22 protein-coding genes are annotated in these 22,758 nt (G+C 72.8%); 16 read left to right on the top strand and 6 right to left on the bottom strand.

Features of this window, described 5'->3' with window-relative positions; all coding sequences use genetic code 11:
• Nucleotides 1-57 precede the first annotated feature (57 nt).
• From EXE57_RS05015 to EXE57_RS05000, 4 genes are read left to right on the top strand one after another with little or no spacing between them, the layout of a single operon-like run.
• The gene (locus tag EXE57_RS05015; protein WP_135074567.1) at nt 58-618 is read left to right on the top strand and encodes an HdeD family acid-resistance protein; all 561 of its coding nucleotides are present in this window, start codon (nt 58-60) and stop codon (nt 616-618) included.
• Nucleotides 619-646: 28 nt separating this feature from the next.
• Nucleotides 647-2,020, top strand: coding sequence for an ATP-binding protein (locus EXE57_RS05010; RefSeq protein ID WP_208542975.1), 1,374 nt, complete (start codon nt 647-649; stop codon nt 2,018-2,020).
• Nucleotides 2,021-2,056: 36 nt separating this feature from the next.
• Complete coding sequence (locus EXE57_RS05005) at nt 2,057-3,259, top strand: cation:proton antiporter (protein WP_135074565.1); 1,203 nt, start codon at nt 2,057-2,059, stop codon at nt 3,257-3,259.
• Nucleotides 3,260-3,268: 9 nt separating this feature from the next.
• Nucleotides 3,269-4,060, top strand: a complete 792-nt coding sequence (locus EXE57_RS05000) for an alpha/beta fold hydrolase (RefSeq protein ID WP_135074563.1) — start codon at nt 3,269-3,271, stop codon at nt 4,058-4,060.
• A 13-nt stretch (nt 4,061-4,073) separates the two neighbouring features.
• Here the strand turns inward: EXE57_RS05000 and EXE57_RS04995 are convergent, their stop codons facing one another.
• Entirely contained in the window at nt 4,074-4,607 is a 534-nt protein-coding gene (locus tag EXE57_RS04995) for a CGNR zinc finger domain-containing protein (RefSeq protein WP_135074561.1), read from the bottom strand.
• A 39-nt stretch (nt 4,608-4,646) separates the two neighbouring features.
• Between EXE57_RS04995 and EXE57_RS04990 the strand changes: the two genes are divergently transcribed.
• Complete coding sequence (locus EXE57_RS04990) at nt 4,647-5,606, top strand: EamA family transporter (RefSeq protein ID WP_135074559.1); 960 nt, start codon at nt 4,647-4,649, stop codon at nt 5,604-5,606.
• On the opposite strand, the gene EXE57_RS04985 is transcribed toward EXE57_RS04990, so the two are convergent.
• The 4 genes from EXE57_RS04985 to mce form a co-directional block, all read right to left on the bottom strand.
• Nucleotides 5,584-6,870, bottom strand: a complete 1,287-nt coding sequence (locus EXE57_RS04985; RefSeq protein ID WP_135074557.1) for an AI-2E family transporter — start codon at nt 6,868-6,870, stop codon at nt 5,584-5,586. The genes EXE57_RS04990 and EXE57_RS04985 overlap by 23 nt on opposite strands.
• 5 nt (nt 6,871-6,875) lie before the next feature.
• Entirely contained in the window at nt 6,876-8,141 is a 1,266-nt protein-coding gene (locus EXE57_RS04980) for a coiled-coil domain-containing protein (RefSeq protein ID WP_135074555.1), read from the bottom strand.
• Between the two features lie 108 nt (nt 8,142-8,249).
• A complete protein-coding gene (gene ccrA / locus EXE57_RS04975) occupies nt 8,250-9,590 on the bottom strand; it encodes a crotonyl-CoA carboxylase/reductase (protein WP_208542974.1) in 1,341 nt (446 codons plus the stop codon).
• A gap of 113 nt (nt 9,591-9,703) precedes the next feature.
• Nucleotides 9,704-10,162: a methylmalonyl-CoA epimerase gene (gene mce, locus EXE57_RS04970; protein WP_135074551.1), complete on the bottom strand. Its 459-nt coding sequence runs from the start codon at nt 10,160-10,162 to the stop codon at nt 9,704-9,706.
• 137 nt (nt 10,163-10,299) lie between these two features.
• Here mce and EXE57_RS04965 point away from each other — a divergent pair, with 137 nt between their 5' ends.
• The 10 genes from EXE57_RS04965 (at nt 10,300) to EXE57_RS04925 (ending at nt 20,855) form a co-directional block, all read left to right on the top strand.
• Nucleotides 10,300-11,496 (top strand): acetyl-CoA C-acetyltransferase, encoded by a 1,197-nt coding sequence (locus EXE57_RS04965; RefSeq protein WP_135080626.1) that lies wholly within the window; start codon nt 10,300-10,302, stop codon nt 11,494-11,496.
• Between the two features lies 1 nt (nt 11,497).
• Complete coding sequence (gene meaB, locus EXE57_RS04960; protein ID WP_135074549.1) at nt 11,498-12,463, top strand: methylmalonyl Co-A mutase-associated GTPase MeaB; 966 nt, start codon at nt 11,498-11,500, stop codon at nt 12,461-12,463.
• 70 nt (nt 12,464-12,533) lie between these two features.
• A complete protein-coding gene (locus EXE57_RS04955; RefSeq protein ID WP_135074547.1) occupies nt 12,534-13,652 on the top strand; it encodes a glycosyltransferase family 4 protein in 1,119 nt (372 codons plus the stop codon).
• A 1-nt stretch (nt 13,653) separates the two neighbouring features.
• Nucleotides 13,654-14,790 (top strand): glycosyltransferase, encoded by a 1,137-nt coding sequence (locus EXE57_RS04950; protein ID WP_135074545.1) that lies wholly within the window; start codon nt 13,654-13,656, stop codon nt 14,788-14,790.
• A gap of 26 nt (nt 14,791-14,816) precedes the next feature.
• Complete coding sequence (locus tag EXE57_RS04945) at nt 14,817-16,862, top strand: ATP-binding protein (RefSeq protein ID WP_135074543.1); 2,046 nt, start codon at nt 14,817-14,819, stop codon at nt 16,860-16,862.
• A 79-nt stretch (nt 16,863-16,941) separates the two neighbouring features.
• Nucleotides 16,942-17,112: a hypothetical protein gene (locus EXE57_RS19630; RefSeq protein ID WP_167305822.1), complete on the top strand. Its 171-nt coding sequence runs from the start codon at nt 16,942-16,944 to the stop codon at nt 17,110-17,112.
• A 13-nt stretch (nt 17,113-17,125) separates the two neighbouring features.
• Nucleotides 17,126-17,650 carry a PH domain-containing protein gene (locus tag EXE57_RS04940; protein ID WP_135074541.1) on the top strand — a complete coding sequence of 175 codons (525 nt, stop codon included), beginning with the start codon at nt 17,126-17,128 and terminating at the stop codon, nt 17,648-17,650.
• Nucleotides 17,651-17,654: 4 nt separating this feature from the next.
• Nucleotides 17,655-18,146, top strand: coding sequence for a MarR family winged helix-turn-helix transcriptional regulator (locus tag EXE57_RS04935; RefSeq protein ID WP_135074539.1), 492 nt, complete (start codon nt 17,655-17,657; stop codon nt 18,144-18,146).
• Nucleotides 18,147-18,193: 47 nt separating this feature from the next.
• Nucleotides 18,194-19,885, top strand: coding sequence for a coenzyme B12-dependent isobutyryl-CoA mutase large subunit (icmA, locus tag EXE57_RS04930; protein ID WP_135074537.1), 1,692 nt, complete (start codon nt 18,194-18,196; stop codon nt 19,883-19,885).
• Nucleotides 19,886-19,904: 19 nt separating this feature from the next.
• On the top strand, nt 19,905-20,855 hold the full coding sequence (locus tag EXE57_RS04925; protein ID WP_135074535.1) for a co-chaperone YbbN: 951 nt from the start codon (nt 19,905-19,907) through the stop codon (nt 20,853-20,855).
• Here the strand turns inward: EXE57_RS04925 and EXE57_RS04920 are convergent.
• On the bottom strand, nt 20,852-21,751 hold the full coding sequence (locus EXE57_RS04920; protein WP_135074533.1) for a LysR family transcriptional regulator: 900 nt from the start codon (nt 21,749-21,751) through the stop codon (nt 20,852-20,854). The two genes, EXE57_RS04925 and EXE57_RS04920, sit on opposite strands and share 4 nt — an antisense overlap.
• Before the next feature lie 74 nt (nt 21,752-21,825).
• Here EXE57_RS04920 and EXE57_RS04915 point away from each other — a divergent pair, with 74 nt between their 5' ends.
• Nucleotides 21,826-22,731, top strand: a complete 906-nt coding sequence (locus EXE57_RS04915; RefSeq protein WP_135074531.1) for an EamA family transporter — start codon at nt 21,826-21,828, stop codon at nt 22,729-22,731.
• Nucleotides 22,732-22,758 lie beyond the last annotated feature (27 nt).

Raw genomic sequence — 22,758 nt, 5'->3', positions numbered from 1 at the left:
GGGCACGACGATGTCCTCATCCCGGCGGACGGTGCCCGGGTACGAGAGGGGTGTGCCATGTCGGACGGTGCCGCTGAGAAGTCGCGTACGTGGTGGGACTGGGTTCTCGGTGGACTGCTGCTCGTCGGTGGGGTGGTCGTGATCGGCCACGCGGTCGTCGCCACGGCGGTCTCGGTGATCTTCCTCGGTTGGCTGATCTTCGCCGCCGGGCTCATGGTGCTCGTGATGAGCCTGTTCCGGATCGGCAAGGACGGCTTCTGGATCGGCCTGCTCGAGGGTGGGCTGCTCGCCGTGCTGGGCTTCGTCTTCCTGCGCAACCCCGAGGCCGCGGCGCTGACCCTCACGCTGATCGCGGGTGCCCTGTTCCTCAGCACGGGCATCGCCCGGCTCGCTGCGGCGGTCCAGGTCGAGGAGGCGCGGGGAGCGCTCATCTTCAGCGGCGCGGTGTCGTCGCTGCTCGGGCTGCTGGTGATCTTCAACCTCGTGACCGCGACGTTCACGCTGCTCGGGATCCTGCTGGGCGTGCAGATGCTCACCGAGGGGCTGGCGGTGCTGATCTCGGGACGCCAGGCGCTGAGCACCCGGCGGGCCGGAGTGGGTCAGCCGGCGGTCAGCTGAACGGGTGCAGGTCTCCGAGGCGGTGACCATGACCGGACAGCCGCGGAGCGCGGTCTCGGCCGACGGCCGTACGTTCGAGCTGGTCAGCGGCCGCGCGACCGCGGCCGGTGACGTGCTGGTCGTCGCCACGGCCGGGGCCGGCTCGGTGTTGGTGCAGGCGACCGAGCCGACCGGGGGAGTCGTGCTCGGGCTGGTGCCCGAGCAGGCCGGCTCGCGACTGGTCACCGAGGTCGAGCCGTTCGACGAGTCCCCGGCCCTCGATGCCACCGAGGACGACCTGGCCGTGCTCCAGCGCGTGACGGGGGCGGACCTCCCGATCGGCGCCTGGGCCTCCGGGAACGGCGGTGCGGCCGCGCTGCTGCGCTCCTCGGGCTTCAACCGTCACACCTTCCTCTGCGGCCAGAGCGGGTCGGGCAAGACCTACGCGCTCGGCGTCGTGCTGGAGCAGATCCTGCTCGGCACCGGCCTGCGGATGGCGATCCTGGATCCCAACGCCGACTTCGTCCGGCTGCGCGAGCCGCTGCCGGGTGCCGACCCTGCGGCAGCGGCGGCGATCGCGGCCGCAGACATCCGGGTGCTGGGGTCGGTCCCTCCGGAGGAGCCGCTGCGGATGCGGTTCGCGACGATGCCGCGCCAGGCGCAGGCCGCGGTCCTGCAGCTCGACCCGCTGGCCGACCGCGACGAGTACAACCTCTTCCTCCACACCTTCGTGCCCGAGCCCGGCTCGCAGTCGGGAGACGTCGACGGCCTGGTGACCGGGCTGCTGCGCGGGGGAGAGGACGAGCGGGCCCTCGCCCAGCGGATCGAGAACCTGGGGCTGCCCGAGTGGGACGTGTGGGCCATGGAGCTGCCGTCGGCGTCGGAGATCGTGAGCTCGGGTGCCCGGGTCACCGTGCTGGACCTGGCCGGGTTCCACGACCCGCGTGAGTCCTCGGCGGTCTGCCTCGACCTCGTGGAGTCGCTGTGGGCCGAGCGGCACCAGCGCACCCCGACCCTGATCGTCATCGACGAGGCGCACAACCTCTGCCCGGCTGAGCCGTCCGGCTCGATCCAGGAGCGTCTGGTGGAGCGGCTCGTCCAGATCGCCGCCGAGGGACGCAAGTACGGCCTGTGGCTGCTGCTGTCGACGCAGCGGCCCTCGAAGGTGCACCCCCAGGTGCTGTCGCAGTGCGACAACCTGATGCTCATGCGGATGAACTCCCCGGCCGATGTCGCCGAGGTGGCAGGGATCTTCGGCTTCGCCCCGCCCGCGATGGTCGCGGCCGCGCCGTACTTCCGGCAGGGGGAGGCCGTGATGGCCGGCCGATTCGTGCCGTGCCCGATGCGGGTGCGGATGGGGACACGGCTCACCGTCGAGGGCGGGAGCGACGTCGCAGTGCCCGGCGCCGGTGCCGTGTCGTAGGGGCGGCCTCCGCCGGCCGCCCCCGGGGAGGGCGCGATGCCGTCACCGGTGACGTCGCTGTTCTGGATCTCGCTGTGCGCGGTGGTGGCGCCGTTGCTGGCAGGACTCGTGCCTCGCCGTCTGGTGTCCGAGGTCGTGCTGCTCCTGGTGCTCGGGGTGCTGGTCGGCCCGTACGGTGCCGGCCTGGCCGCGACCGGCGACGCGATCGGGCTGCTGCGGGAGCTCGGGCTCGCGATGCTGTTCCTCCTGGCCGGCTTCGAGATCGACCGGTCCGAGCTCACCGGGAGCCCCGGTCGTCTCGCGCTCCTGACCTGGCTCGTCAGCCTGCTGACGGCGTTCGGACTCACGACCCTGCTGGACGTCACCGAGATCATCGACAGCGAGGTGGCGCTCACGATCGCCCTGACGTCGACCGCGCTGGGGACGCTGCTGCCGATCCTCAAGGACTCAGGACTGCTGCGGGGGCGGGTCGGGATGAGCGTGCTGCGCCACGGCGCGTACGGCGAGCTCGGACCGATCGTGGCCATCGCCGTCCTGCTCGGGACCAGCGGTCCCGCGGAGTCGGTGCTCCTGCTCGCGGCGTTCGGCGTCGTGGCGCTGCTCCTGGCCGTGCCCTCGGCCCGGCTGCGCCACCGCTCCCCGCGGCTGCTCGACCTGATCGCGGCCGGGGCCGAGACGACCGGCCAGACCCCGGTCCGGCTGACGATGCTCCTGCTCACGACCCTCGTCGCCGTCGCGGCGGCGCTGCGGCTCGACGTGGTGCTGGCGGCCTTCGCGGCCGGCTTCATCCTCCGGCTGGCGCTGCCGGACGGTGACGAACGGCTGGAGACCCGGATCGAGGGCATCGCCTTCGGCCTCCTCGTCCCCATCTTCTTCGTGACCTCGGGCATGGCGCTGGACCCGGCGGCGATCGCCGAGCGCCCGCTGGCGTTCCTCGCCCTCGTCGGCCTGATCCTGCTCTCGCGAGGCGTGCCGGTGCTGGCCTCGACGCGGTTCGAGCCCGCTCCGGTCGGACGGGGGCTGCCGGGACGCGAGGGACTGGCCGTCGCGCTGTTCGCCTCGACCGGGCTGCCGATCATCGTCGCCGTCACCTCGGTGGCGGTGACGGCGGGGGAGATGTCCTCGGCCAACGCCTCGCTGCTGGTCGGTGCCGGTGCCGCGACGGTGCTCGTCTGCCCGCTCGCCGCGTCGCTGGTCCTCGGCCGAGGCCCCGCGGCCGACGTACGGGCGGCGCGCTAGCCTCGGCGCGTGCCCGATCCCACCGCCCCCCTCCACACCACGGCGTACGGCGACGACGGACCGCTCGTGGTCTTCTGCCACGGGCTCTTCGGCCAGGGGCGCAACTGGACGCAGGTCGCCAAGCGGCTCGCCGGGGAGCACCGCACGCTCCTCGTCGACATGCCCGACCACGGCCGCTCGCCCTGGAGCGAGCGCTTCGACTACCTCGCAGCCGCCGACCAGGTCGCGGCGCTGCTCTCCGCCGACGACCCGGCCGCCCTGGTCGGGCACTCCATGGGCGGCAAGATCGCGATGCTGGTGGCGCTGCGCCATCCCGAGCTCGTCTCGCGACTGGCCGTCGTCGACGTCTCACCTGTGGCCTACGCGCACACCGACGAGTTCCGGGGCTACATCGCGGCGATGCGGGGCCTCGACCTCGGCACGCTGGAACGACGTGGCCAGGCCGACGAGGCGATCGCGGAGGCGGTCCCGAACTCCACGGTCCGGGCCTTCCTGCTGCAGAACCTCCGGCACGACCACGGCCGCTGGTCGTGGCAGCCCAACCTCGAGCTGATCGACCGCGACCTGCCCGAGATCGGCGGCTGGCCCGAGGAGCGGTTGGCCGGAGTGGCGCCGTACGACGGTCCGGTGCTGTGGGTCGCAGGCGCCAGGTCCCGCTACGTCAGCGAGGAGTACGCCGAGCCGATGGACCGCTGGTTCCCGGGGAACCGGCGCGTGACCGTCAAGGAAGCCGGCCACTGGGTGCACTCGGAGCAGCCCGCGGTGTTCCTCGAGGTGCTGCGCCGCTTCCTGCGGGCGTGAGGCTCCCGGTCGCTCACTCCGCGCGTCGCGCCCGGTAGGCGGCCACGGCGTTGCGGTTGCCGCAGGTCGTCGAGCAGTAGCGCCGGGACCGGTTGCGCGAGAGGTCCAGGACCACCCCGTCGCAGGTGTCGTCCGCGCAGACCGAGAGCCTGGAGAGCTCGTCGGCGCGGACCACGTCGATCATCGCCATCACCGTCTCGACCCGGATCCGGTCGGCCAGCGGGTCCTCGGGGTCCACCGCGTGGAGGTGCCAGTCGTAGTCGTCGTGCCGCACGAGCACCGGTCGCAGGGTCACCTGGGAGAGCAGGTGGTTGAGCAGGACCACCACACCGTCACGGTCGGCGGTCAGCAGCTCCCGGAGCTGTGGCCGCAGCGCTCGGACGGCCTCCAGCTCGGCCGGGGTGCGGTCGTGGCGGCCGGTGTAGCCGAAGCGGGCCCAGAGGTCGTCGAGGTCGGCGACGGAGCCGAGGGTGTCGGGCTCCTCCGCGGTGTTGACCAGCTCCACCGCCGCCCGGAGCGCCATCTCGCTGTCATAGGCGAAGACCATGTTGACACCTTACTTCATCTGTCCGTAGTGTCATGTCCCATGACGACAGTGACTCATGACGCTCCGGTCGCGCCGCCCGCGTCCCGGTTCGGCACGGGTCTGGCCTTCGCGCTCGTCTCCGCGATGTCGTTCGGGCTCTCGGGCACCCTCGCCAAGGGGCTGCTGGTCGAGGGCTGGAGCCCCGCGGCGGCCGTCACGGCCCGGATCGTGGTCGCGGCCGCGGTGCTGGTGGTCCCGGCGCTGGTGGCCCTGCGCGGCCGGTGGCACCTGCTGCGGCGCAACGCGCGCCTGGTGGTGGCCTACGGGGTCGTCTCCGTCGCCGGCTGCCAGTTCGCCTACTTCAGCGCGGTCGAGCACCTGCAGGTCGGTGTCGCGCTGCTCATCGAGTACACCGCTCCGGTGGCGGTCATCGGCTGGCTGTGGCTGCGCTACGGCCAACGGCCGGGCGTGCTGACCACGCTGGGCTGCCTGGTCGCGGGCGGGGGACTGGTGCTGGTCCTCGACGTCGTGTCCGGCGGTGGCCTGGACCCGGTCGGCGTGATGTGGGGACTGCTGGCGATGATCGGCGTGGCGACGTACTTCATCCTCTCCGCGCAGGAGGGCAACGGACTGCCGCCGCTCGTGCTGGCCGCCGCCGGCATGGTCGTCGGCGGGGCGGCGCTGCTCGGCCTCGGTGCGGTCGGGCTGCTGGACATGGCGTGGTCGACCGCGCCGGCGTCGTACGACGGCACGGAGGTGCCGTGGTGGGCAGCGGCGCTCGCCCTCGGGGTGGTGACTGCCGCGGTGTCCTACACGACCGGCATCGCGGCCTCGCGCCGGCTCGGTTCACGGCTGGCGTCGTTCGTGGCGCTGGTCGAGGTCCTCTTCGCCCTGGTCTTCGCGTGGCTCCTGCTCGGCGAGCTGCCGCGGTCGGTCCAGGTCCTCGGTGGCGCGCTGGTGCTCGCCGGCGTGGTGCTGGTCAAGCTGGGGGAGCGGCCTACCGCGCGTCCTGCCGCGTGAGGAACACCTCGCGGTGCAGCAGCAGCAGTGCCGCCGCGGTCGGGACGGCGAGCACCGCCCCGATGACGCCCATCAGCCCGCCGCCCACGAGCGCGGCGATCACCGTCACGGCGCCCGGCACCTCGACCGAGCGCGCCATGATCCGCGGGTAGATGACGTACGCCTCGAGCTGCTGGTACGCGAGGTAGTAGGCCAGGCAGATGATCGCGATGGTGGGCGAGACCGTGAGCCCGAGGGCGGTGATCAGGACCGCCGAGATCACGGAGCCGACCACCGGGATCAGGCTCAGCAGTCCGACGATGAAGGCCAGCGCGAAGGAGTAGTCGCCGAGGCCGACGAAGAACGTGAAGACCAGGGTGGTCAGGCCCGCGCAGACCGCGACGACGAAGGCGCCGGCGACGTAGGCGCCGGTCGAGCGGATGATCTTGTCGCCGAGCTCGCTGACCCGCGGACGGCGCGAGGCGGGGGCGAGGCTGTAGCCCGCGTGCTTGATGCTGGGCAACGAGGACAGGAAGTAGATCATCAGCACCAGCACGATGACGCTGTTGGCGAGCGCGGAGAGCACCGCCAGGCCGACGCCGACGGCCCCGCCGAAGGCCTGCTCACCGAAGTCGCCGTTGCTGACGTACTCCTCGACCTTGGTGAAGACGTCGAAGCGCTCGTCGATGCGCTGCACCAGCGAGTTGGCCTGCAGCTCCCGGATCCAGCGCGGGGCGTTCTCGGTGATCAGCGCGACCTGGTCGCTGATCACGGGAACCACCGCGACGACGAACAGCGCGAACAGCGTCAGCACCATGGTCAGCACCACGAAGACCGCGACGCCGCGGCGTGCCCCGCGCCTCATGAACCACTCGACGAGCGGATTCAGCCCGATCGCGAGGAAGAGGGAGAGCACCAGCAGCGTCAGGATCGAGGAGATCGAGAGCAGCTGCTGGCTGAGGAAGAGGGCGACCAGCGCGCCGAGGGCGCCGGTGAAACCGATCGAGAACGCCGAGTGCCGCAACAGGCTGGGCGGGCGGAAGCCCCGGCCGGTGGTCGCAGGCGGGACCGGGCTCTCGGCGACCAGGTCGGTCGCGTTGTCGACGCGCTCGGCCGACTCCGCCGAGGACTCGGCCGCCTGCTCCGCCTGCTCGGCCGCGACCGTCGCCTGCTCGGCGGAGGAGTCGGCCTGCTCGGCGGCCTGCTGCGCGACGTCGGCCGCCCGCTCGGCGCGGGCGGCCTGACGAACCTCGGAGGAGCTGCGGAACCGGTCCAGCCAGCCCATGCGGGCTACTTGTCGTCGTCGCCGAAGCCGGCGACCACGTCACGCAGCGAGGTGAGCTGGGCGGCGATGGCGTCGCGGCGCTTCTGCATCCGGTCGACCTCGGCCTTGACCGCTGCCAGCTCGCGGTCGGCCTCGGCGTTGCCGCTGGCAGTGATCGAGTCGGCCTGGCTACGCGCGGACGCCACGATCTGCTCGGCCTCGCGGCGCGCGCGGGTGAGGGTCGCCTCGGCCTCGGACTGGGCCTGCTGGCGGTGCTCGGTGGCCTGCTTGATCGCCTCGCGGGCGCGCTGCTCGGCGGCGGAGGCGCGCTCCTCGGACTCCGTCACCAGCCGCTGGGTCTCGGCCGTGGCGTTGCTGTGGTGCTCGGCGGCCTCCTTGGCCAGCCGTTCCTTCTCCACGGCGAGCGCCCTGCGGGCCTCCTGCACCTCGCGGTCGGCGGCGGCGCGCGCGGCCTCGGCCTCCCGCTTGGCGCTGGTCTTCATGTCGTTGGTCTCCTGCTGGGAGGCCAGGCGCAGCTGATCGGCCTCGCGCCGCGCCGAGGCCAGGGTGTCCTCCGCCTCGGTGCGGGCCAGCTCGCGCTCGCGCTCGGCGTCCTCGACCAGGCGGGTCCGCGACTCCTCGATCTCCTTGAGCTGCACCAGCCGCACGTCCTCGGCCTCGCGGTTGGCGTCGGCGCGCATGGCGTCGGCGTCGCGGGCGGCCTGCTCCCGGATCTCCGCGGCGTCCCGCTGCGCGGCCGTGCGTACGTCGGCCGCCTCCTCCTCGGCCAGTCGCAGCATCGCGGAGGCCCGGCCGCCGAGGCCGGCATAGGAGGGGTTGAGGTTCTCCTCGAGCTGCCGGCGGGTGTCCTCCAGCTGGGACTCCAGCTCGAGCACCCGCTTCTCGGACTCGGTGAGGCTGCTCGACAGCCCGGACTTCTCGCCCGCGAGCTGCTTGAACCGGGCGTCGACCGCGTCCTTGTCGTAGCCGCCGCGCCGCACGGTCGGGAACGCCGCTGCCGCAGCGGGCGCCGGGGCGGCGCGTCCGGGCGTGGTGGGGCTCGCCGGCTGGCGCACCTGCGGGGCGGGTCGGGGGGCCGCCGCCGGCGGCACGACCGGGACCTTCTGGGTCCGCTCCGAGGCGTCGTCCGCAGGCTGCGGCGCGGGCTTCTTGTCGCTGACCGCCGGCATCACCTGCGTGGCGTCGCTGTCGGGTCGGCCCTTGCGCTCGCCGGCGTCGGATCCGGTGTCCGGCTCGTCGTCGTCGAAGATGGACAGACCGCTGTCACTCATGGACGCACTTCCTCTTCCCGGGGGTGAAATGGGTGTGTGATGGCCAGTGTCGCTGATCCGGGCCCGGCATCCCACCCCGGCCCGCTGGTCGACACGGGGAAATTCTGCTCACACGCCGCGGAACCGGTTGATCGCCTCGAGATGGGTGGCGCGCATCTCCTCGTCGCGCACCCCGAGGCCCTCCTCGGGAGCCAGGCAGAGCACCCCCACCTTGCCCTGGTGGGCGTTGTGGTGGACGTCGAGCGCGGCCTGGCCGACCTCGGCGAGCGGGTAGGTGCGCGAGAGGGTCGGGTGGATCTTGCCCTTGGCGATCAGCCGGTTCGCCTCCCACGACTCACGGTAGTTGGCGAAGTGGGAGGAGATGATCCGCTTGAGGTTCATCCACAGGTAGCGGTTGTCGTACTCGTGCATGTAGCCGCTGGTCGAGGCGCAGGTGGTGATGGTGCCGCCCTTGCGGGTGACGAAGACGCTGGCGCCGAAGGTCTCGCGGCCGGGGTGCTCGAAGACGATGTCGATGTCCTCGCCGCCGGTGAGCTCGCGGATCCTCGCGCCGAGCCGCTTCCACTCCTTCGGGTCCTGCTGGGTTCCCTCCTCGTTCCAGAACCGGTAGTCCTCGGCGGAGCGGTTGATGATCAGCTCGGCGCCCATCGAGCGCGCGATCTTCTCCTTCTCCTCGTTCGAGACCACGCACACGGGCGTCGCGCCACCGTTGAGGGCGTACTGCGTGGCGAAGCCGCCGAGGCCGCCGGAGGCGCCCCAGATCAGGACGTTGTCTCCCTGCTTCATGTCGCCGCCGTTCTTGCTGACCAGCTGGCGGTAGGCCGTGCAGTTGACGAGGCCGGGGGAGGCGGCCTCCTCCCAGGTGAGGTGCTCGGGCTTGGGCATCAGCTGGTTGGCCTTGACCAGCGCCACGTCGGCCAGGCCGCCGAAGTTGGTCTCGAAGCCCCAGATCCGCTGCTCGGTGTCGAGCATCGTGTCGTTGTGCCCGTCGGGACCCTCGAGCTCCACCGACAGGCAGTGGGCCACCACCCGGTCGCCCGGCTTCCACTTGGTCACGCCGGGCCCGGTGCGGAGCACGACGCCCGCCAGGTCGGAGCCCACCACGTGGTAGGGCAGGTCGTGACGCCTGGTCAGCTCCGAGAGCCGCCCGTACCGCTCGAGGAAGCCGAAGGTGGAGACCGGCTCGAAGATCGAGGTCCACACGGTGTTGTAGTTGATGGCCGAGGCCATCACGGCCACGACCGCCTCGCCCGGGCCGAGCTCGGGCATCGCGACCTCGTCGACGTGGAGGCTCTGGCGCGGGTCCTTGTCACGGCTGGAGAGGCCCTCGAACATGTCGACCTCGTCCTTCGACACGAAGGCGGCGCGGTAGGACTCGGGGAGCTCGAGGGCGGCGACGTCGCCCGCGCTGGCCTCGTCGGACTGGATGGCTTCCAGGATCTTGTGCACGTCTCGCTCCTCGGCAGGTGGGGGTGGTGGGCTGAACATACCGACGGGTAATGCCGGGCGCAGCCAGGTGTGACGGACCCCATTCCGGCCCGCGCCGGATCCCGTCCGGAGCGTCAGTGGCTGCCTGCCTCCCCGGCCGGTTCGACCAGCTCCACCAGCACGCCGCCGGCGTCCTTGGGGTGGACGAAGTTGACCCGGCTGCCGGCCGTCCCGCCCCGCGGGGCGTCGTAGAGCAGGCGCAGCCCACGGTCGCGGAGGATCGCGGCGACCTGCTCGACGTCGGTCACGCGGAGGGCGAGCTGCTGCAGGCCGGGGCCAGAGCGGTCGAGGAACTTCGCGATCGTCGACTCGGGGGTGAGGGGGGCGAGCAGCTGCAGGCAGGAGTCGGTGTCGCCGACGGCGACCATCGCCTCGCGGACCCCCTGCGCCTCGTTGGTCTCCTCGTGGACGACCCGCATGCCGTAGGTGTCGCGGTAGAAGGCGATCGCCTCGTCCAGGTCCGCCACGGCGATGCCGACGTGGTCGATCGCGGTGAAGAGGTGGTTGGGGATCTCGAGGGGTGCGCTGCTCATGCGGACATGGTGAGGGGTCCCGGGCCGCGGGCGCGAGGGGGTGTGAGGTGTTCCTCACGACGGGGGCCCTGCCGGGTGCTCCGCGCGGTGGGTATCGTCGGCCGGAGCAGGCATCCGCCGTGACGAAAGGCACCACCATGTCCGACTCCGCTCGATCCACCAGCGTCATCGTCGCCGGAGCGCGTACGCCCATCGGTCGGCTGCTGGGCGGCCTGAAGGACCTCTCCGCCGCGGAGCTCGGCGGCGTCGCGATCAAGGGTGCCCTCGAGAAGGCGGGCGTCCAGCCCGACCAGGTCGACTACCTGATCATGGGCCAGGTGATCCTGGCCGGTGCCGGCCAGAACCCCGCCCGGACCGCCGGCATCGCGGCCGGGCTGCCGATGAGCATGCCCTCGATCACGATCAACAAGGTGTGCCTCTCGGGCATCAACGCGATCGCGATGGCCGACCAGATGATCCGCGCCGGCGAGCACGACATCGTCGTGGCGGGCGGCATGGAGTCGATGACCCGCGCTCCCCACCTGCTGCCCAGGTCCCGCGAGGGCTTCAAGTACGGCAACACCGCGCTGGTGGACTCGATGGCCTACGACGCCCTCCACGACCAGGCGACCGACCAGGCCATGATCAACCTGACCGAGAGCTGCAACAGCGCGGGCGCCGGCCTGTCCCGCGAGGAGCAGGACTCGTTCGCCGCGCAGTCCCACCAGCGGGCGTCGCTGGCCTGGAAGAACGGTCTCTTCGACGACGAGGTCGTCCCGGTGACCATCAGCACGCGCAAGGGCGACGTGGTCGTCGCCGAGGACGAGGGCGTCCGCGGCGACACGACCGTGGAGTCGCTCGCCGGGCTCCGGCCGGTCGCCAAGGACGGCACGATCACCGCCGGTTCCGCCTCGCAGATCTCCGACGGCGCCTGCGCCGTCGTCGTGATGAGCAAGGCCAGGGCCGAGGAGCTGGGCCTGACCTGGCTCGCCGAGATCGGGGCCCACGGCCAGGTGGCCGGCCCCGACTCGACGCTGCAGCTGCAGCCTGCCCGGGCGATCGAGAAGGCCGCCGGCAAGGACGGCATCGCGGTCTCCGACATCGACCTGTTCGAGCTCAACGAGGCCTTCGCCGCGGTCGGTATCGAGTCCGCCCGCCAGCTCGGCGTCGACCAGGACCGCGTCAACGTCAACGGAGGCGCCATCGCCCTCGGCCACCCGGTCGGCATGTCGGGCGCCCGGATCGTCCTGCACCTCGCCCTGGAGCTGCAGCGGCGCGGTGGTGGCACCGGCGCCGCGGCGCTCTGCGGCGGCGGCGGCCAGGGCGACGCCCTCATCATCCGCGTCCCCGCCTGAGGTGGGTCGGAGGTCCACCGGCAACGTCCCGGAGCTGGTCGAGAGGGCGCGCGCGGGTGACCCGCGCGCCGTGGCGCGGCTGATCTCGCTCGTCGAGGACGAGTCGCCGCTGCTGCGCGAGGTGATGGCGGGCCTGGTGGCGTACGCCGGCGACGCGCAGGTCGTCGGCATCACGGGCCCGCCCGGCGTCGGCAAGTCCACCTCGACCAGCGCGCTGGTCGGCGAGCTGCGCCGCGCCGGCAAGCGGGTCGGGGTCCTGGCCGTCGACCCCTCCTCCCCGTTCTCGGGCGGCGCCCTGCTGGGCGACCGGGTGCGGATGCAGGACCACGCGCTGGACCCCGAGGTCTACATCCGCTCGATGGCCTCGCGAGGACACCTCGGGGGCCTGTCGTGGACCACGCCGCAGGCGTTGCGGGTGCTCGACGCCGCCGGGTGCGACGTGATCCTCGTCGAGACGGTGGGGGTCGGGCAGAGCGAGGTCGAGATCGCCGGCCTGGCCGACACGACCCTGGTGCTCATGGCGCCGGGCATGGGTGACGGGATCCAGGCCGCAAAGGCGGGCATCCTCGAGATCGGCGACGTCTACGTCATCAACAAGGCCGACCGCGACGGCGCCGACCAGGTCCGTCGCGAGCTGCGCTCCATGCTCGCGCTGGCCGAGCGCCAGGAGGGCGCCTGGGCGCCGCCCATCGTCAAGACCGTCGCCTCCCGGGCGGAGGGTCTCGACGAGGTGGTGGCCGAGATCGACCGGCACCACGCGTGGCTGGCCGAGTCCGGGGAGCTGGCCGCCCGACGCGCGAGCCGCGCGCGCGACGAGATCGAGGCGATCGCGGTGACGGCGCTGCGGGCGCGCTGGGGCGACGTCCACGGCCGGGGCGAGCTCGACGAGCTGGCTGCCGCCGTCGTGGCGGGGGACTGCGACCCCTACGCCGCCGCCGACGTGCTGCTGGAGTCCTTCGCCGACTGAACCACGGGGGTTGGCAGGACACGCCCCCGCACGTCACCTGCCGGACATGTCGGCGCTGGACGGTGCAGGCATGCGTGTCGCGATCGTCACCGAGTCGTTCCTGCCGCAGGTCAACGGCGTCGCCAACTCTGTACGGCACGTCGCCGAGCAGCTGGTCCGCCAGGGTCACCAGCCGCTCGTCGTCGCGCCGGGCCACGGGCCCGACCACTACCTCGGCATCCCGGTGACCCGGGTGCGGTCGGTGGGGCTACCGGGCTACCGGGCCTTCCCGCTCGGGCTCCCCGACGCGGCGCTGGAGCGGGCGCTGGCCGACTTCGGGCCGGACGTGGTGCACCTCGCCTCGCCGATCGTGGTCGGTGCGGCCGGGCTGCGGGCCGCACGCCGGCTGGGGGTGCCGACGGTCGCGGTCTACCAGACCGACATCGCCGGCTTCGCCCGGCAGTACGGCGTCCGCGCCGAGGTGCTGCTTGACCGCTGGGTCGGCCGGCTGCACCGCAAGGCCGACCGCACCCTGGTCCCGTCCCACTCCTCCTACCGCCAGCTCGCCGCGCTCGGGGTGCCCGACCTCCACCTCTGGCGCCGCGGCGTCTCCCTCGACCTCTTCGACCCCTCGCGCCGCGACCAGGAGCGCCACGCGACGCTCTCCCACGACGGGCGGGACGTGCTCGTGGGCTACGTCGGGCGGCTGGCCGCCGAGAAGCAGGTCCGCCGGCTCGCCGAGATCGCCGGGATCCCCGGCACCCGCCTGGTCGTCGTCGGTGAGGGCCCGGAGCGCTCGTGGCTCGGTCGTCACCTGCCGGGCGCCCACTTCTCGGGCCAGCTCGGCGGCACCCACCTCGCCACGGCCTTCGCGTCCCTCGACGTCTTCGTCCACCCGGGGACGTCCGAGACGTTCTGCCAGACGGTGCAGGAGGCGCAGGCCAGCGGCGTGCCGGTCGTCGCGGCCGCCGCCGGTGGGCCGCTGGACCTCGTCGAGCACGGGCGTACGGGCCTGCTGTTCGACCCCGAGGACCGGTTCTCCCTGTGGCGGACCGTCACCGCAGCCGTGCGGGACGCCGACCTGCGGTCCCGGATGGCGGCGGCAGCCCACGCAAAGGTGCAGGACCGGACCTGGCCGATCGTGGTGGAGGACTTGGTCGAGCGGCACTACCGCGCGGTCCTCGACCAGCGCCGGCTGGCGATCGCCTGACGTGCGCGTCGCACAGCTGGCCAACTTCGTCGGGCCGGCCTCGGGCGGCATGAAGACCGCGATCGAACGACTCGGACAGGGCTACGTCGAGGCCGGCGCGGCCCGGCTGCTGGTCGTCCCCGGACGGCGCGACGAGCGCACCTCGGGTGACCACGGCGACGTCGTGCAGCTGCGCGCCCCGCAGGTCGGGGGCGGCTACCGGCTGATCGTCGAGCCGTGGCGGGTCGCCGAGGTGCTCGAGGCGTTCGCCCCGACCTCGCTGGAGGTCTCCGACAAGTCGACGATGCTGCCGGTGGCGCGCTGGGCGCGGCGGCGCGGAGTCCTGACCATCCTGTTCTCCCACGAGCGGCTCGACGCCATGCTGTCGTTGCGCACGGGCTGGGACCGCGGGGTCGCCACCCCGGTCGGGGTGCTGAACCGGGTGCTGGTGCGGCAGTTCGACCGGGTCGTGGTCACCTCGCGATTCGCGGAGCGGGAGTTCCGCGCGGTCGCCGAGGCGGCCGGGACCAGCGTCCACCGGGTGCCGCTCGGCGTGGACCTCGAGACCTTCAGACCGCCCCCGGCGCGCGGTCCGCGGGGCGAGGGGAGTCGCCTGGTCCACGTGGGACGGCTGTCGCGGGAGAAGAGTCCGCACCTGGCCGTGGCCACCGCGGTGGAGCTCCACCGTCGCGGGGTCCCGGTCCGACTGGACGTCTACGGGACAGGTCCCCACCGGGGGGAGCTCGAGGAGCTCGCCGCCGGGGCGCCGGTCACCTTCCACGGCCACGTGGAGGGTCGCGAGGAGCTCGCGGCCCTCGTCGGAGCGGCCGACGTGTCCCTGTCGGTCTGCCCGGGGGAGACCTTCGGGCTGGCCGTCCTCGAGGCGCTGGCCTGCGGGACCCCGGTCGTGACGGCGTCGTACGGCGGGGCGCGCGAGCTGGTCGACCACGAGTCCGGCGCGTGGGCGGATCCCGCGCCGGGTCCGCTCGCCGACGCGGTGCTCGCGGTCCTGGGCCGTCCGGAGCCGGTCGCCCGGTCAGCGGCTCGCCGTCGCGCGGAGCAGTTCTGCTGGAGCGTCACGGTGCGCGAGATGCTCGCCCTCCACACCCGGGCGCTCGGCGTCCGACCCCGCGGCGCGGCGGGGGAGCTCAGCGCCTGAGGCGACGCCCCGTCATAATCCTCCCCATGACGACGCAGGCCGCCCCCGCGCGCCAGCGGTCCACCACCGGCGTGCTCGGGCTCCCTCAGGTCCTGCGTCTCGCCGGGTTCGCGCTCGCCACCTACCTCGCCGGCGACATCGGGCGGCTGACCTTCGACGAGCAGCTCCAGATCAGCCTGGTCTGGCCGTTGTACGGCGTCGCCGTGCTCTGGCTGGCTTCCGGCACGCCCCGGACGTGGCCGTGGGACGTCGCGGGCCTGGTGGCGGCCACGGCCGCCTCGGTCCTGCTCAACGACGGGACCGCCGCGCAGGCCGTCCTGGGAGCCGTCCTGGCGCTGGTCGCCGCCGGAGCGTGGGTGGCGGTGATGCGGGCGCTGGCACCGGACCTGTGGGGCGCGGGCGGTGCGCGTCCGATGGGCACCCTGCGCGACCTCGCGGTCTTCCTCGCCGCCAGCGCCGTCGCCGCGGGCGTCGCCGCCCTCGGGCGGGGCACCGGCCTGGGGCTGGTGCCGGTGTCGTCACCGGAGGACATCTGGCTCACGGCCATCCGCAACCTCAGCTGGATCCTGGGCATCGGTGCCCTCGGCATGCTGGTCCTGCCGCGTCGGGACCTGTCTCCGGCGCGGTGGTGGTCGCGAGCCGGCCGCGACGAGCACCTGCCGCTGCGCGTCCTCGAGACGCTCGCGGTGGTCGCCGCGACCGTCGGCCTGGCCACGGCCGCGTTCGGCTCCGACCCGACCCCGTTCTCGTTCTCGCTGGTGCTGTGCACCGTCTGGGCGGCCTTCCGGCTGCCCTCGGTGGGAGCGCTCGCCTTCGCGCTGGTGCTGGGCGCCGTGGGCGTGCTGGCCACGCTGCAGGGCATCGGCGTCTTCGCCGGCGCGACGGACCCCTTCACCGGGGCCGCGATCGCCCAGGGCTTCCTCATCACCCAGGTGGTGGCCGCGCTCGCGATCTCCTTCGCCACCGAGGAGCGGCGCGCGGCCGTCGCCCGGGCCGGTGCGGCCGAACGTGAGGCTGACTCGCGGGCGGCGCTCTTCTCGGCGGTCATCGAGCACCTCGCCGAGGGCGTCAGCGTGATCACCGCCGACGAGACGTACGCCGTCCGCAACCCCGCGGTGCGCCGGATGACCGGTGCGGGAGGGTTCCTGCGGCCCTCCCTCGGCGGGGCCGACCAGCCGGTGATGGTCTCCTCGGACGGGGAGCCGTTGGCCGTCGCCGACATGCCGCACGCCCGCGCCCGGAACGGCGAGAGCGTGATCCGGGAGCTGGTGCGGATCCGGACGGCTGACGGGACCGAGCGCTTCCTCGAGGTCACCTCCATCCCGGTGCACGGCCTCGACGGAGACCCGCGGCCGGTCGTCGTCAACACGCTGCGCGACGTCACGACCGAGCAGGAGGAGCGCGACCAGCTGGTCGCCTTCGCCGGCGTGGTCGCCCACGACCTCAAGAACCCGCTCACGGTCGTGCGCGGCTGGACCGAGAGCCTGCGCGAGGAGCTGGAGGCCGCGGAGGAGCCGGACGTCGCCACGCTGCGCTCCATGCTCTCCCGGGTCCAGGGCGCCTCGGACCAGATGCACCACTTCATCGACGACCTGCTGGACTTCGCGGTGGCCCGCGACCGCCCGCTCCACGTCGTCGAGCTGGACCTCTCCGCACTCGGCGAGGAGGTCGCCGAGCTGCGACGCGAGGGTGGGACGCGACCGCGGATCTCGGTACAGCCGGGCATGATCGTCCGAGGCGACCGGGCGCTGCTGCGGCAGCTGCTCGACAACCTGGTCGGCAACGCGGTCAAGTACGTCGCGCCCGGCGTACGCCCGTCGGTGGCGGTGACGGCCAGCGAGGTCGACGGCACCCTCGAGGTCTCGGTGACCGACAACGGGGTCGGCATCCCTGCCGGCATGCGCCGCAAGGTCTTCGACAGCTTCGCCCGGGCGCACGCGCCGGACTACACCGGCACTGGCCTGGGTCTCGCGATCTGCGAGCGGGTCGTGTCTCGTCACGGGGGTCGGATCTGGGTCGACGAGGAGCAGGTGGACGGGACCCGGATCCGCTTCACGCTGCCGGTCCGCTGACCGGCGCGCCTCTCCCGGTGACCCGGGAGAGGCGGACATGATGGCGCAGTCCTGTGCCCGACCTGGACGGAGCAATCCGATGAATGGCAAGAAGGCCTTCCTGGCCGTGGTCGTGGTCTTCCTCGGCTTCTGGATGTTCACCGACCCCAGCGGTCTCGCCGACGCCGCCAAGGCCGGCGCCAGCCAGACCTGGGCGATCGCCGAGGACCTCTTCAACGCGGTGATCCGCTTCTTCGGCGCACTGGTCTGAGCCGGGCGCTCCTGTGGGCCTGCTGGCGTCGGTGACCGAGCCCGACATCCGTCGCCACCTCCTCCGGGACGAGGGGGAGGTGATCGTCGACGAGGTGCGCAAGCACTGGGTCGCCTACGTCCGGGCCGTGCTCGAGCTCGTGCTGGGGCTCGCGATCCTGGTCTCCGTCCCGTTCCTCGACCCCGACCTGGCCTGGCTCCCCCTGCTGCTGGGATTCGGTGTCCTCGCCCACGCGGGCTGGAAGGCGCTCCACGCGCGGATGGACCGGTTCGTCATCACCAACATGAGGGTGTTCCGCCTCCACGGGGTGCTCGCCCAGCAGCTCGCCACCATGCCGCTCTCGCGGATCCTCGACATCACGGTCGCCAAGCCGCTCACCGGCCGGGTCCTCGGCTACGGCCACTTCATCTTCGAGTCCGCGGCCCAGGAGCAGGGGCTGCGGGACATCCGCTTCGTCGGCCGACCCGACGACCGCGACCTCGCGATCCAGCGCGTCGTGCAGCGCTCCGGGCTGCGCGGCCCCCGGGTGGTCAACTAGCCCCATGGCGCCGCTGCCGTTCGACCCCATCGACGAGGCCGCCCGGCAGTGGGCCGACCACTGGTCCGGAGTGCCGGCGATGCATGCCGTCACCTCGCTGATGCGGGTCCAGCAGCTCGTCCTCAACAGGCTCGACGGCGTGCTGCGGCCCCACGGGCTGACCTTCGCGCGCTACGAGGCGCTGGTGCTGCTCACGTTCTCCTCCCGGGGCTCGCTGCCACTGGGCAAGATGGGGGAGCGGCTGCAGGTGCACCCCACGTCGGTCACCTCGATCGTCCGCAAGCTCGAGGCGGACGGCCACGTCGTACGACGGCGGCACCCGGACGACGGGCGGGCCGTCCTGGCGGAGATCACCCCGGCCGGGCGCCAGGTCGTCGAGGCCGCCACCGCGGACCTCGTCGGCGCCGACTTCGGGTTGGGGGTCCTCGACGACGGCGACCTGCGTCAGCTCTCGGAGCTGTTGCGCCCGGTGCGCCGGGCGGCCGGCGACTTCTGATCCCGCGCCGACTCGCCGGATTTAGTTGGACGTCCTACTATTCGACCATGGTCGACGACACCGCACGGTCCCGCTGGCAGGCACGCTACGAGCAGTCCCGGGTCCGTGACGCGGACTTCACCACGCTGTCCGGCATGGCCGTGGAGCCGGCGTACGGCACCGACGAGTCGGAGTGGCCCGGCCAGTTCCCGTTCACCCGGGGTCTCTACCCGACCGGCTACCGGGGCCGGACCTGGACGATCCGGCAGTTCGCCGGCTTCGGCAACGCCGAGCAGACCAACGAGCGCTACCACATGATCCTGGGGCGCGGCGGTGGCGGGCTCTCGGTCGCCTTCGACATGCCCACCCTGATGGGACGCGACTCCGACGACCCCAAGTCGCTCGGCGAGGTCGGCCACTGCGGGGTGGCGATCGACTCGGTCGCCGACATGGAGACGCTCTTCCGCGGCATCGACCTCGGGGCCGTCACCACCTCGATGACGATCAGCGGCCCGGCCGTCCCCGTCTTCTGCATGATGATCGTGGCCGCCGAGCGGGCCGGGGTCGACACCTCCACGCTCAACGGCACGCTGCAGACCGACATCTTCAAGGAGTACATCGCCCAGAAGGAGTGGCTCTTCACCCCGGAGCCGCACCTGCGCCTGATCGGCGACCTGATGGAGTACTGCGCCGAGCAGATCCCGGACTACAAGCCGCTCTCCGTCTCCGGCTACCACATCCGCGAGGCCGGCTCGACGGCCGCGCAGGAGCTCGCCTTCACGCTGGCCGACGGCTTCGGCTACGTCGAGCTCGGGCTCTCGCGGGGCCTCGACATCGAGAAGTTCGCCCCCGGCCTGTCGTTCTTCTTCGACGCCCACGTCGACTTCTTCGAGGAGATCGCGAAGTTCCGGGCGGCGCGCCGGATCTGGGCGCGCTGGCTCCGTGACGTCTACGGCGCGCAGACCGAGAAGGCGCAGTGGCTGCGCTTCCACACCCAGACCGCCGGGGTCTCGCTGACCGCCCAGCAGCCGTACAACAACGTCGTCCGCACCGGCATCGAGGCGCTCTCCGCGGTGCTCGGCGGCACCAACAGCCTCCACACCAACGCCCTCGACGAGACGCTGGCACTCCCGAGCGAGCAGGCCGCCGAGATCGCGCTGCGCACCCAGCAGGTGATCATGGAGGAGACCGGTGTCGTCAACGTCGCGGACCCGCTGGGCGGCTCCTGGTACGTCGAGGCGCTCACCGACCAGATCGAGGCCGAGGCCAACGCGATCTTCGACCGGATCCTCGCGATGGGCGGGTCGCCGCTGACGCACGCCGACACCGAGGCGCTGGCGGAGGCCACCCGCGCCGGCGAGAACCCCGTGACCCGCGGTCTGCTGCGCGGCATCGAGGACGGCTGGTTCATGTCCGAGATCGCCGAGGCCGCCTTCCAGTACCAGAAGGCCCTCGAGAAGGGTGACAAGCGGATCGTCGGCGTCAACTGCCACGAGCACTCCGTCACCCACGACCTCGAGATCATGCGGGTCAGCCACGAGGTCGAGGTCGAGCAGGTCCGGCTGCTCGCCGAGCGCAGGGCCGGTCGTGACGAGGCCGCCGTCTCCGCCGCGATCGAGCGGATGGTCGCCGTCGGCCGTACCGACGACAACATGATGGAGGCGATGCTCGACGCCTGCCGGGCCGAGGCCACGCTGGGCGAGATCTGCGACGCCCTGCGCGCCGAGTGGGGCGAGTACCGGGAGCCCGCGCGGTTCTGAGCCTCCCTAGGATGGGCGCATGACGCAGCAGCCGTTCAGCCGCCCGGGAGCCATCGACCTGTCCGCGCTCAAGCAGCCGGCCGCCGCACCTGCCCCGCCGGCCGGAGCGGGCGGCCAGGCGGCAGCGGGCGGGGCCACCTCCGCCTACGCGGTCACGGTCAGCGAGGAGAACTTCCAGGCCACCATCGAGGCGTCGATGACCGCGCCGTTGCTGCTGGTGTTCTTCTCGCGGACCCGGATGCCCGAGAGCGCCCAGCTCGCCGCGGACCTCGAGACGCTGGCGGGGGAGTTCGAGGGACGCTTCCTGGCGGGCATGGTCGACATCGACGCCGCTCCCCAGATCGCGCAGGCGATGCAGATCCCGTCCGTGCCGCTCGTCGTGGCGGTCCTCGACGGCCGGCCGATGCCGCTGCTCCAGGACGTGGTCCCGCTCGAGGAGCTGCGGACCGCCCTGACGCAGGTGATGCAGCAGCTGACGGCACAGGGCGTGACCGGGCGCCACCAGCCCCGCACGCCGCAGGCCGAGGTGGAGCAGGAGGGTGACGCCGAGCCCGCCGTCGACCCGCGCTACGCCGCTGCCCAGGCCGCCCTCGAGGCCGACGACGTCGATGGTGCTGTCGCCGAGTACCAGAAGCTCGTCGACGCCAACCCCGCCGACGCCGAGGCGGCCGCCGGGCTGGCGATGGCCAAGGTGCTGCAGCGCACCCGTGGCGTCGACCTCCAGCAGGCCCGCGAGGCCGCCGCGGCCGCGCCCGACGACGTCGACGCCCAGACGATGGTGGCGGACCTCGACCTGCTCGGCGGCCACGTCGACGACGCGTTCAACCGGCTCGTCGACCTGGTCCGGCGCACGGCGGGGGACGAGCGTGACGCCGCCCGCGAGCACCTGCTCGCGCTGTTCGGTGCCGTCGGCAACGACGACCCGCGGGTGCTGCGCGGCCGGCAGAACCTCGCCTCCGCGCTGTTCTAGGAAACGGCGGCGCTGCGCAAGGCTGCGACGACCGCCTCGACGGCGGGGGAGCGGGCCATCGAGGCCCGGCGCACCACGATCACGTCGCGGGTGGGGACCGGCCGGTGCGCCGGCACGGCGACCACGTCGGGAGTGAGCGGCCGGCGGCCGAGTCGCGGCACCAGGGCGATCCCGAGGCCGGCGCCGACCAGCGCCAGGTGGCTGTCGAACTCCATGGCCACGTGCGCGATCCGGGGTGACCGACCGGTGCCGACGTACATCCGGACGAGCCACTCACGACAGATCGTGCCCTCGGGGGTGGCCACCCACGGCTCGTCCACGAGGTCGAGCGGGCTGAGCCGCTCGCGGGAGCCCAGCGGGTGCCCCGCGGGGAGCACCACGTCGGCCACGTCGTGACCGATCGAGGTCGCCACCAGGTGCTCGGGGATGCTGAGCGGGACGTCGCCCCAGCGGTGGACGATGCCGATCTCCTGCTGGCCGGTGGCGACCAGCTCGACGGTGTCCCACGGCTCGGTCTCGGTCAGCGTCAGCCGCAGGTCGGGGTGGGCGTCCAGGAGGGTGCGGACGACCGGCGCGACCAGGCCGCGGGTCGCGGTCGAGAAGGCGGCGATCCGCAGCTGGCCGGCCACGCGGCCGGCCTCGTGCTGGAGCTCGGCCTCCAGCGACTCCAGCTCGCCGAGCAGCCGGGAGCCGTCGGCCACCAGCCGACGGCCGTGCCCGGTGAGCATCACCCCGCGACCGACCCGCTCGAGCAGCGGTACGCCGGCCTGACGCTCGAGTCGCTTGACCTGCTGCGAGACGGCGCTGGGGGTGAAGCCGAGAGACGCTGCGGCGGCGACCACCGAGCCATGGGTGTCCACCGCCCGCAGGGAGCGCAGGGCTGACAGCTCGATCATGAAGCAACGCTACATCGAACTGTGCACATACGGTCGCTGGTGCTGCATGGTCCTCGGTCGGCAGACTGGGGCACGTGAACCTCCGCGACTCGCTGCTGGCCGTCCTCGTCGCCGTGGTGTGGGGGCTCAACTTCGTGGTCATCGACTGGGGGATGCAGGACGTGCCCCCGTTGCTGTTCGTCGCCGTCCGGTTCCTCGTGGTGGTCTTCCCCGCCGTCCTGCTCGTACGGCGGCCGCAGGTGCCGCTCCGCACCCTGCTCGCCGTCGGCGGGTTCATGTCGCTCGGCCAGTTCGGGCTGCTCTACGCCTCCATCGCGGCGGGAATGCCGCCCGGGCTGGCGTCCCTGGTGCTGCAGGCGCAGGTGGTGCTCACGATCGTGATCGCCGCTGGCGCGCTCCGGGAGTGGCCGACCGGCGCCCAGGTGGTCGGTGTCGCCCTCGGCACGGTCGGGCTGCTCGTCGTCGGTGCCGGTCGGGGTGGCGACGTCCCGCTCCTCGCGCTCCTGCTCTGCGTGGCCGCCGCCCTGTCGTGGGCGGTCGGCAACGTGGTCGTCCGCTCGGCCGGGGTGGTCGCGGGCCTGTCGCTGACCGTGTGGTCGGCGGTCGTCGTACCGCTGCCGGCCCTGGCCCTCGCCGTCCTCGTCCACGGGGGAGACGCGGTCGTGGCCGGCCTCGCCGGCTGGTCGTGGCAGGCGTCGGTGTCGACCCTCTACACGGCAGGGCTGGCCTCCCTGGTCGGCTACGGCATCTTCAACGGGCTGCTCGCGCGGTGGCCCTCGAGCGCGGTCGTCCCGTGGATCCTGCTGGTGCCCGTGGTCGGGATGGGCTCGGCGTGGCTGCTCGTCGACGAGGTGCCCAACGCCGCCGAGGCGGGTGGCGGCGCGATCCTGCTGGCCGGGGTGCTCGTGGCACTGCGGCCGCGCCGCCGGCCCCGGCGCCTCGCAGAGGACGAGGTCGCGCTGACGGCTGGCCTGCCCTGAGTCGATAGCTGACCGCGGAAATCATCC

This window comes from Nocardioides euryhalodurans (assembly GCF_004564375.1).
Lineage (GTDB): Bacteria > Actinomycetota > Actinomycetes > Propionibacteriales > Nocardioidaceae > Nocardioides > Nocardioides euryhalodurans.
The sequence above is the reverse complement of the archived record's forward strand: the minus strand, read 5'-3'. Positions and strand labels throughout refer to the sequence as shown.

Bases quoted from the DNA above. Each gene is read 5' to 3' on its own strand.
- EXE57_RS05015 (WP_135074567.1), top strand. From the start codon at position 58: ATGTCGGACGGTGCCGCTGAGAAGTCGCGTACGTGGTGGGACTGGGTT.
- EXE57_RS05010 (WP_208542975.1), top strand. From the start codon at position 647: ATGACCGGACAGCCGCGGAGCGCGGTCTCGGCCGACGGCCGTACGTTC.
- EXE57_RS05005 (WP_135074565.1), top strand. From the start codon at position 2,057: ATGCCGTCACCGGTGACGTCGCTGTTCTGGATCTCGCTGTGCGCGGTG.
- EXE57_RS04995 (WP_135074561.1), bottom strand. From the start codon at position 4,607: ATGGTCTTCGCCTATGACAGCGAGATGGCGCTCCGGGCGGCGGTGGAG.
- EXE57_RS04990 (WP_135074559.1), top strand. From the start codon at position 4,647: ATGACGACAGTGACTCATGACGCTCCGGTCGCGCCGCCCGCGTCCCGG.
- EXE57_RS04985 (WP_135074557.1), bottom strand. From the start codon at position 6,870: ATGGGCTGGCTGGACCGGTTCCGCAGCTCCTCCGAGGTTCGTCAGGCC.
- EXE57_RS04980 (WP_135074555.1), bottom strand. From the start codon at position 8,141: ATGAGTGACAGCGGTCTGTCCATCTTCGACGACGACGAGCCGGACACC.
- mce (WP_135074551.1), bottom strand. From the start codon at position 10,162: ATGAGCAGCGCACCCCTCGAGATCCCCAACCACCTCTTCACCGCGATC.
- EXE57_RS04965 (WP_135080626.1), top strand. From the start codon at position 10,300: ATGTCCGACTCCGCTCGATCCACCAGCGTCATCGTCGCCGGAGCGCGT.
- EXE57_RS04955 (WP_135074547.1), top strand. From the start codon at position 12,534: ATGCGTGTCGCGATCGTCACCGAGTCGTTCCTGCCGCAGGTCAACGGC.
- EXE57_RS04945 (WP_135074543.1), top strand. From the start codon at position 14,817: ATGACGACGCAGGCCGCCCCCGCGCGCCAGCGGTCCACCACCGGCGTG.
- EXE57_RS19630 (WP_167305822.1), top strand. From the start codon at position 16,942: ATGAATGGCAAGAAGGCCTTCCTGGCCGTGGTCGTGGTCTTCCTCGGC.
- EXE57_RS04935 (WP_135074539.1), top strand. From the start codon at position 17,655: ATGGCGCCGCTGCCGTTCGACCCCATCGACGAGGCCGCCCGGCAGTGG.
- icmA (WP_135074537.1), top strand. From the start codon at position 18,194: ATGGTCGACGACACCGCACGGTCCCGCTGGCAGGCACGCTACGAGCAG.
- EXE57_RS04925 (WP_135074535.1), top strand. From the start codon at position 19,905: ATGACGCAGCAGCCGTTCAGCCGCCCGGGAGCCATCGACCTGTCCGCG.
- EXE57_RS04920 (WP_135074533.1), bottom strand. From the start codon at position 21,751: ATGATCGAGCTGTCAGCCCTGCGCTCCCTGCGGGCGGTGGACACCCAT.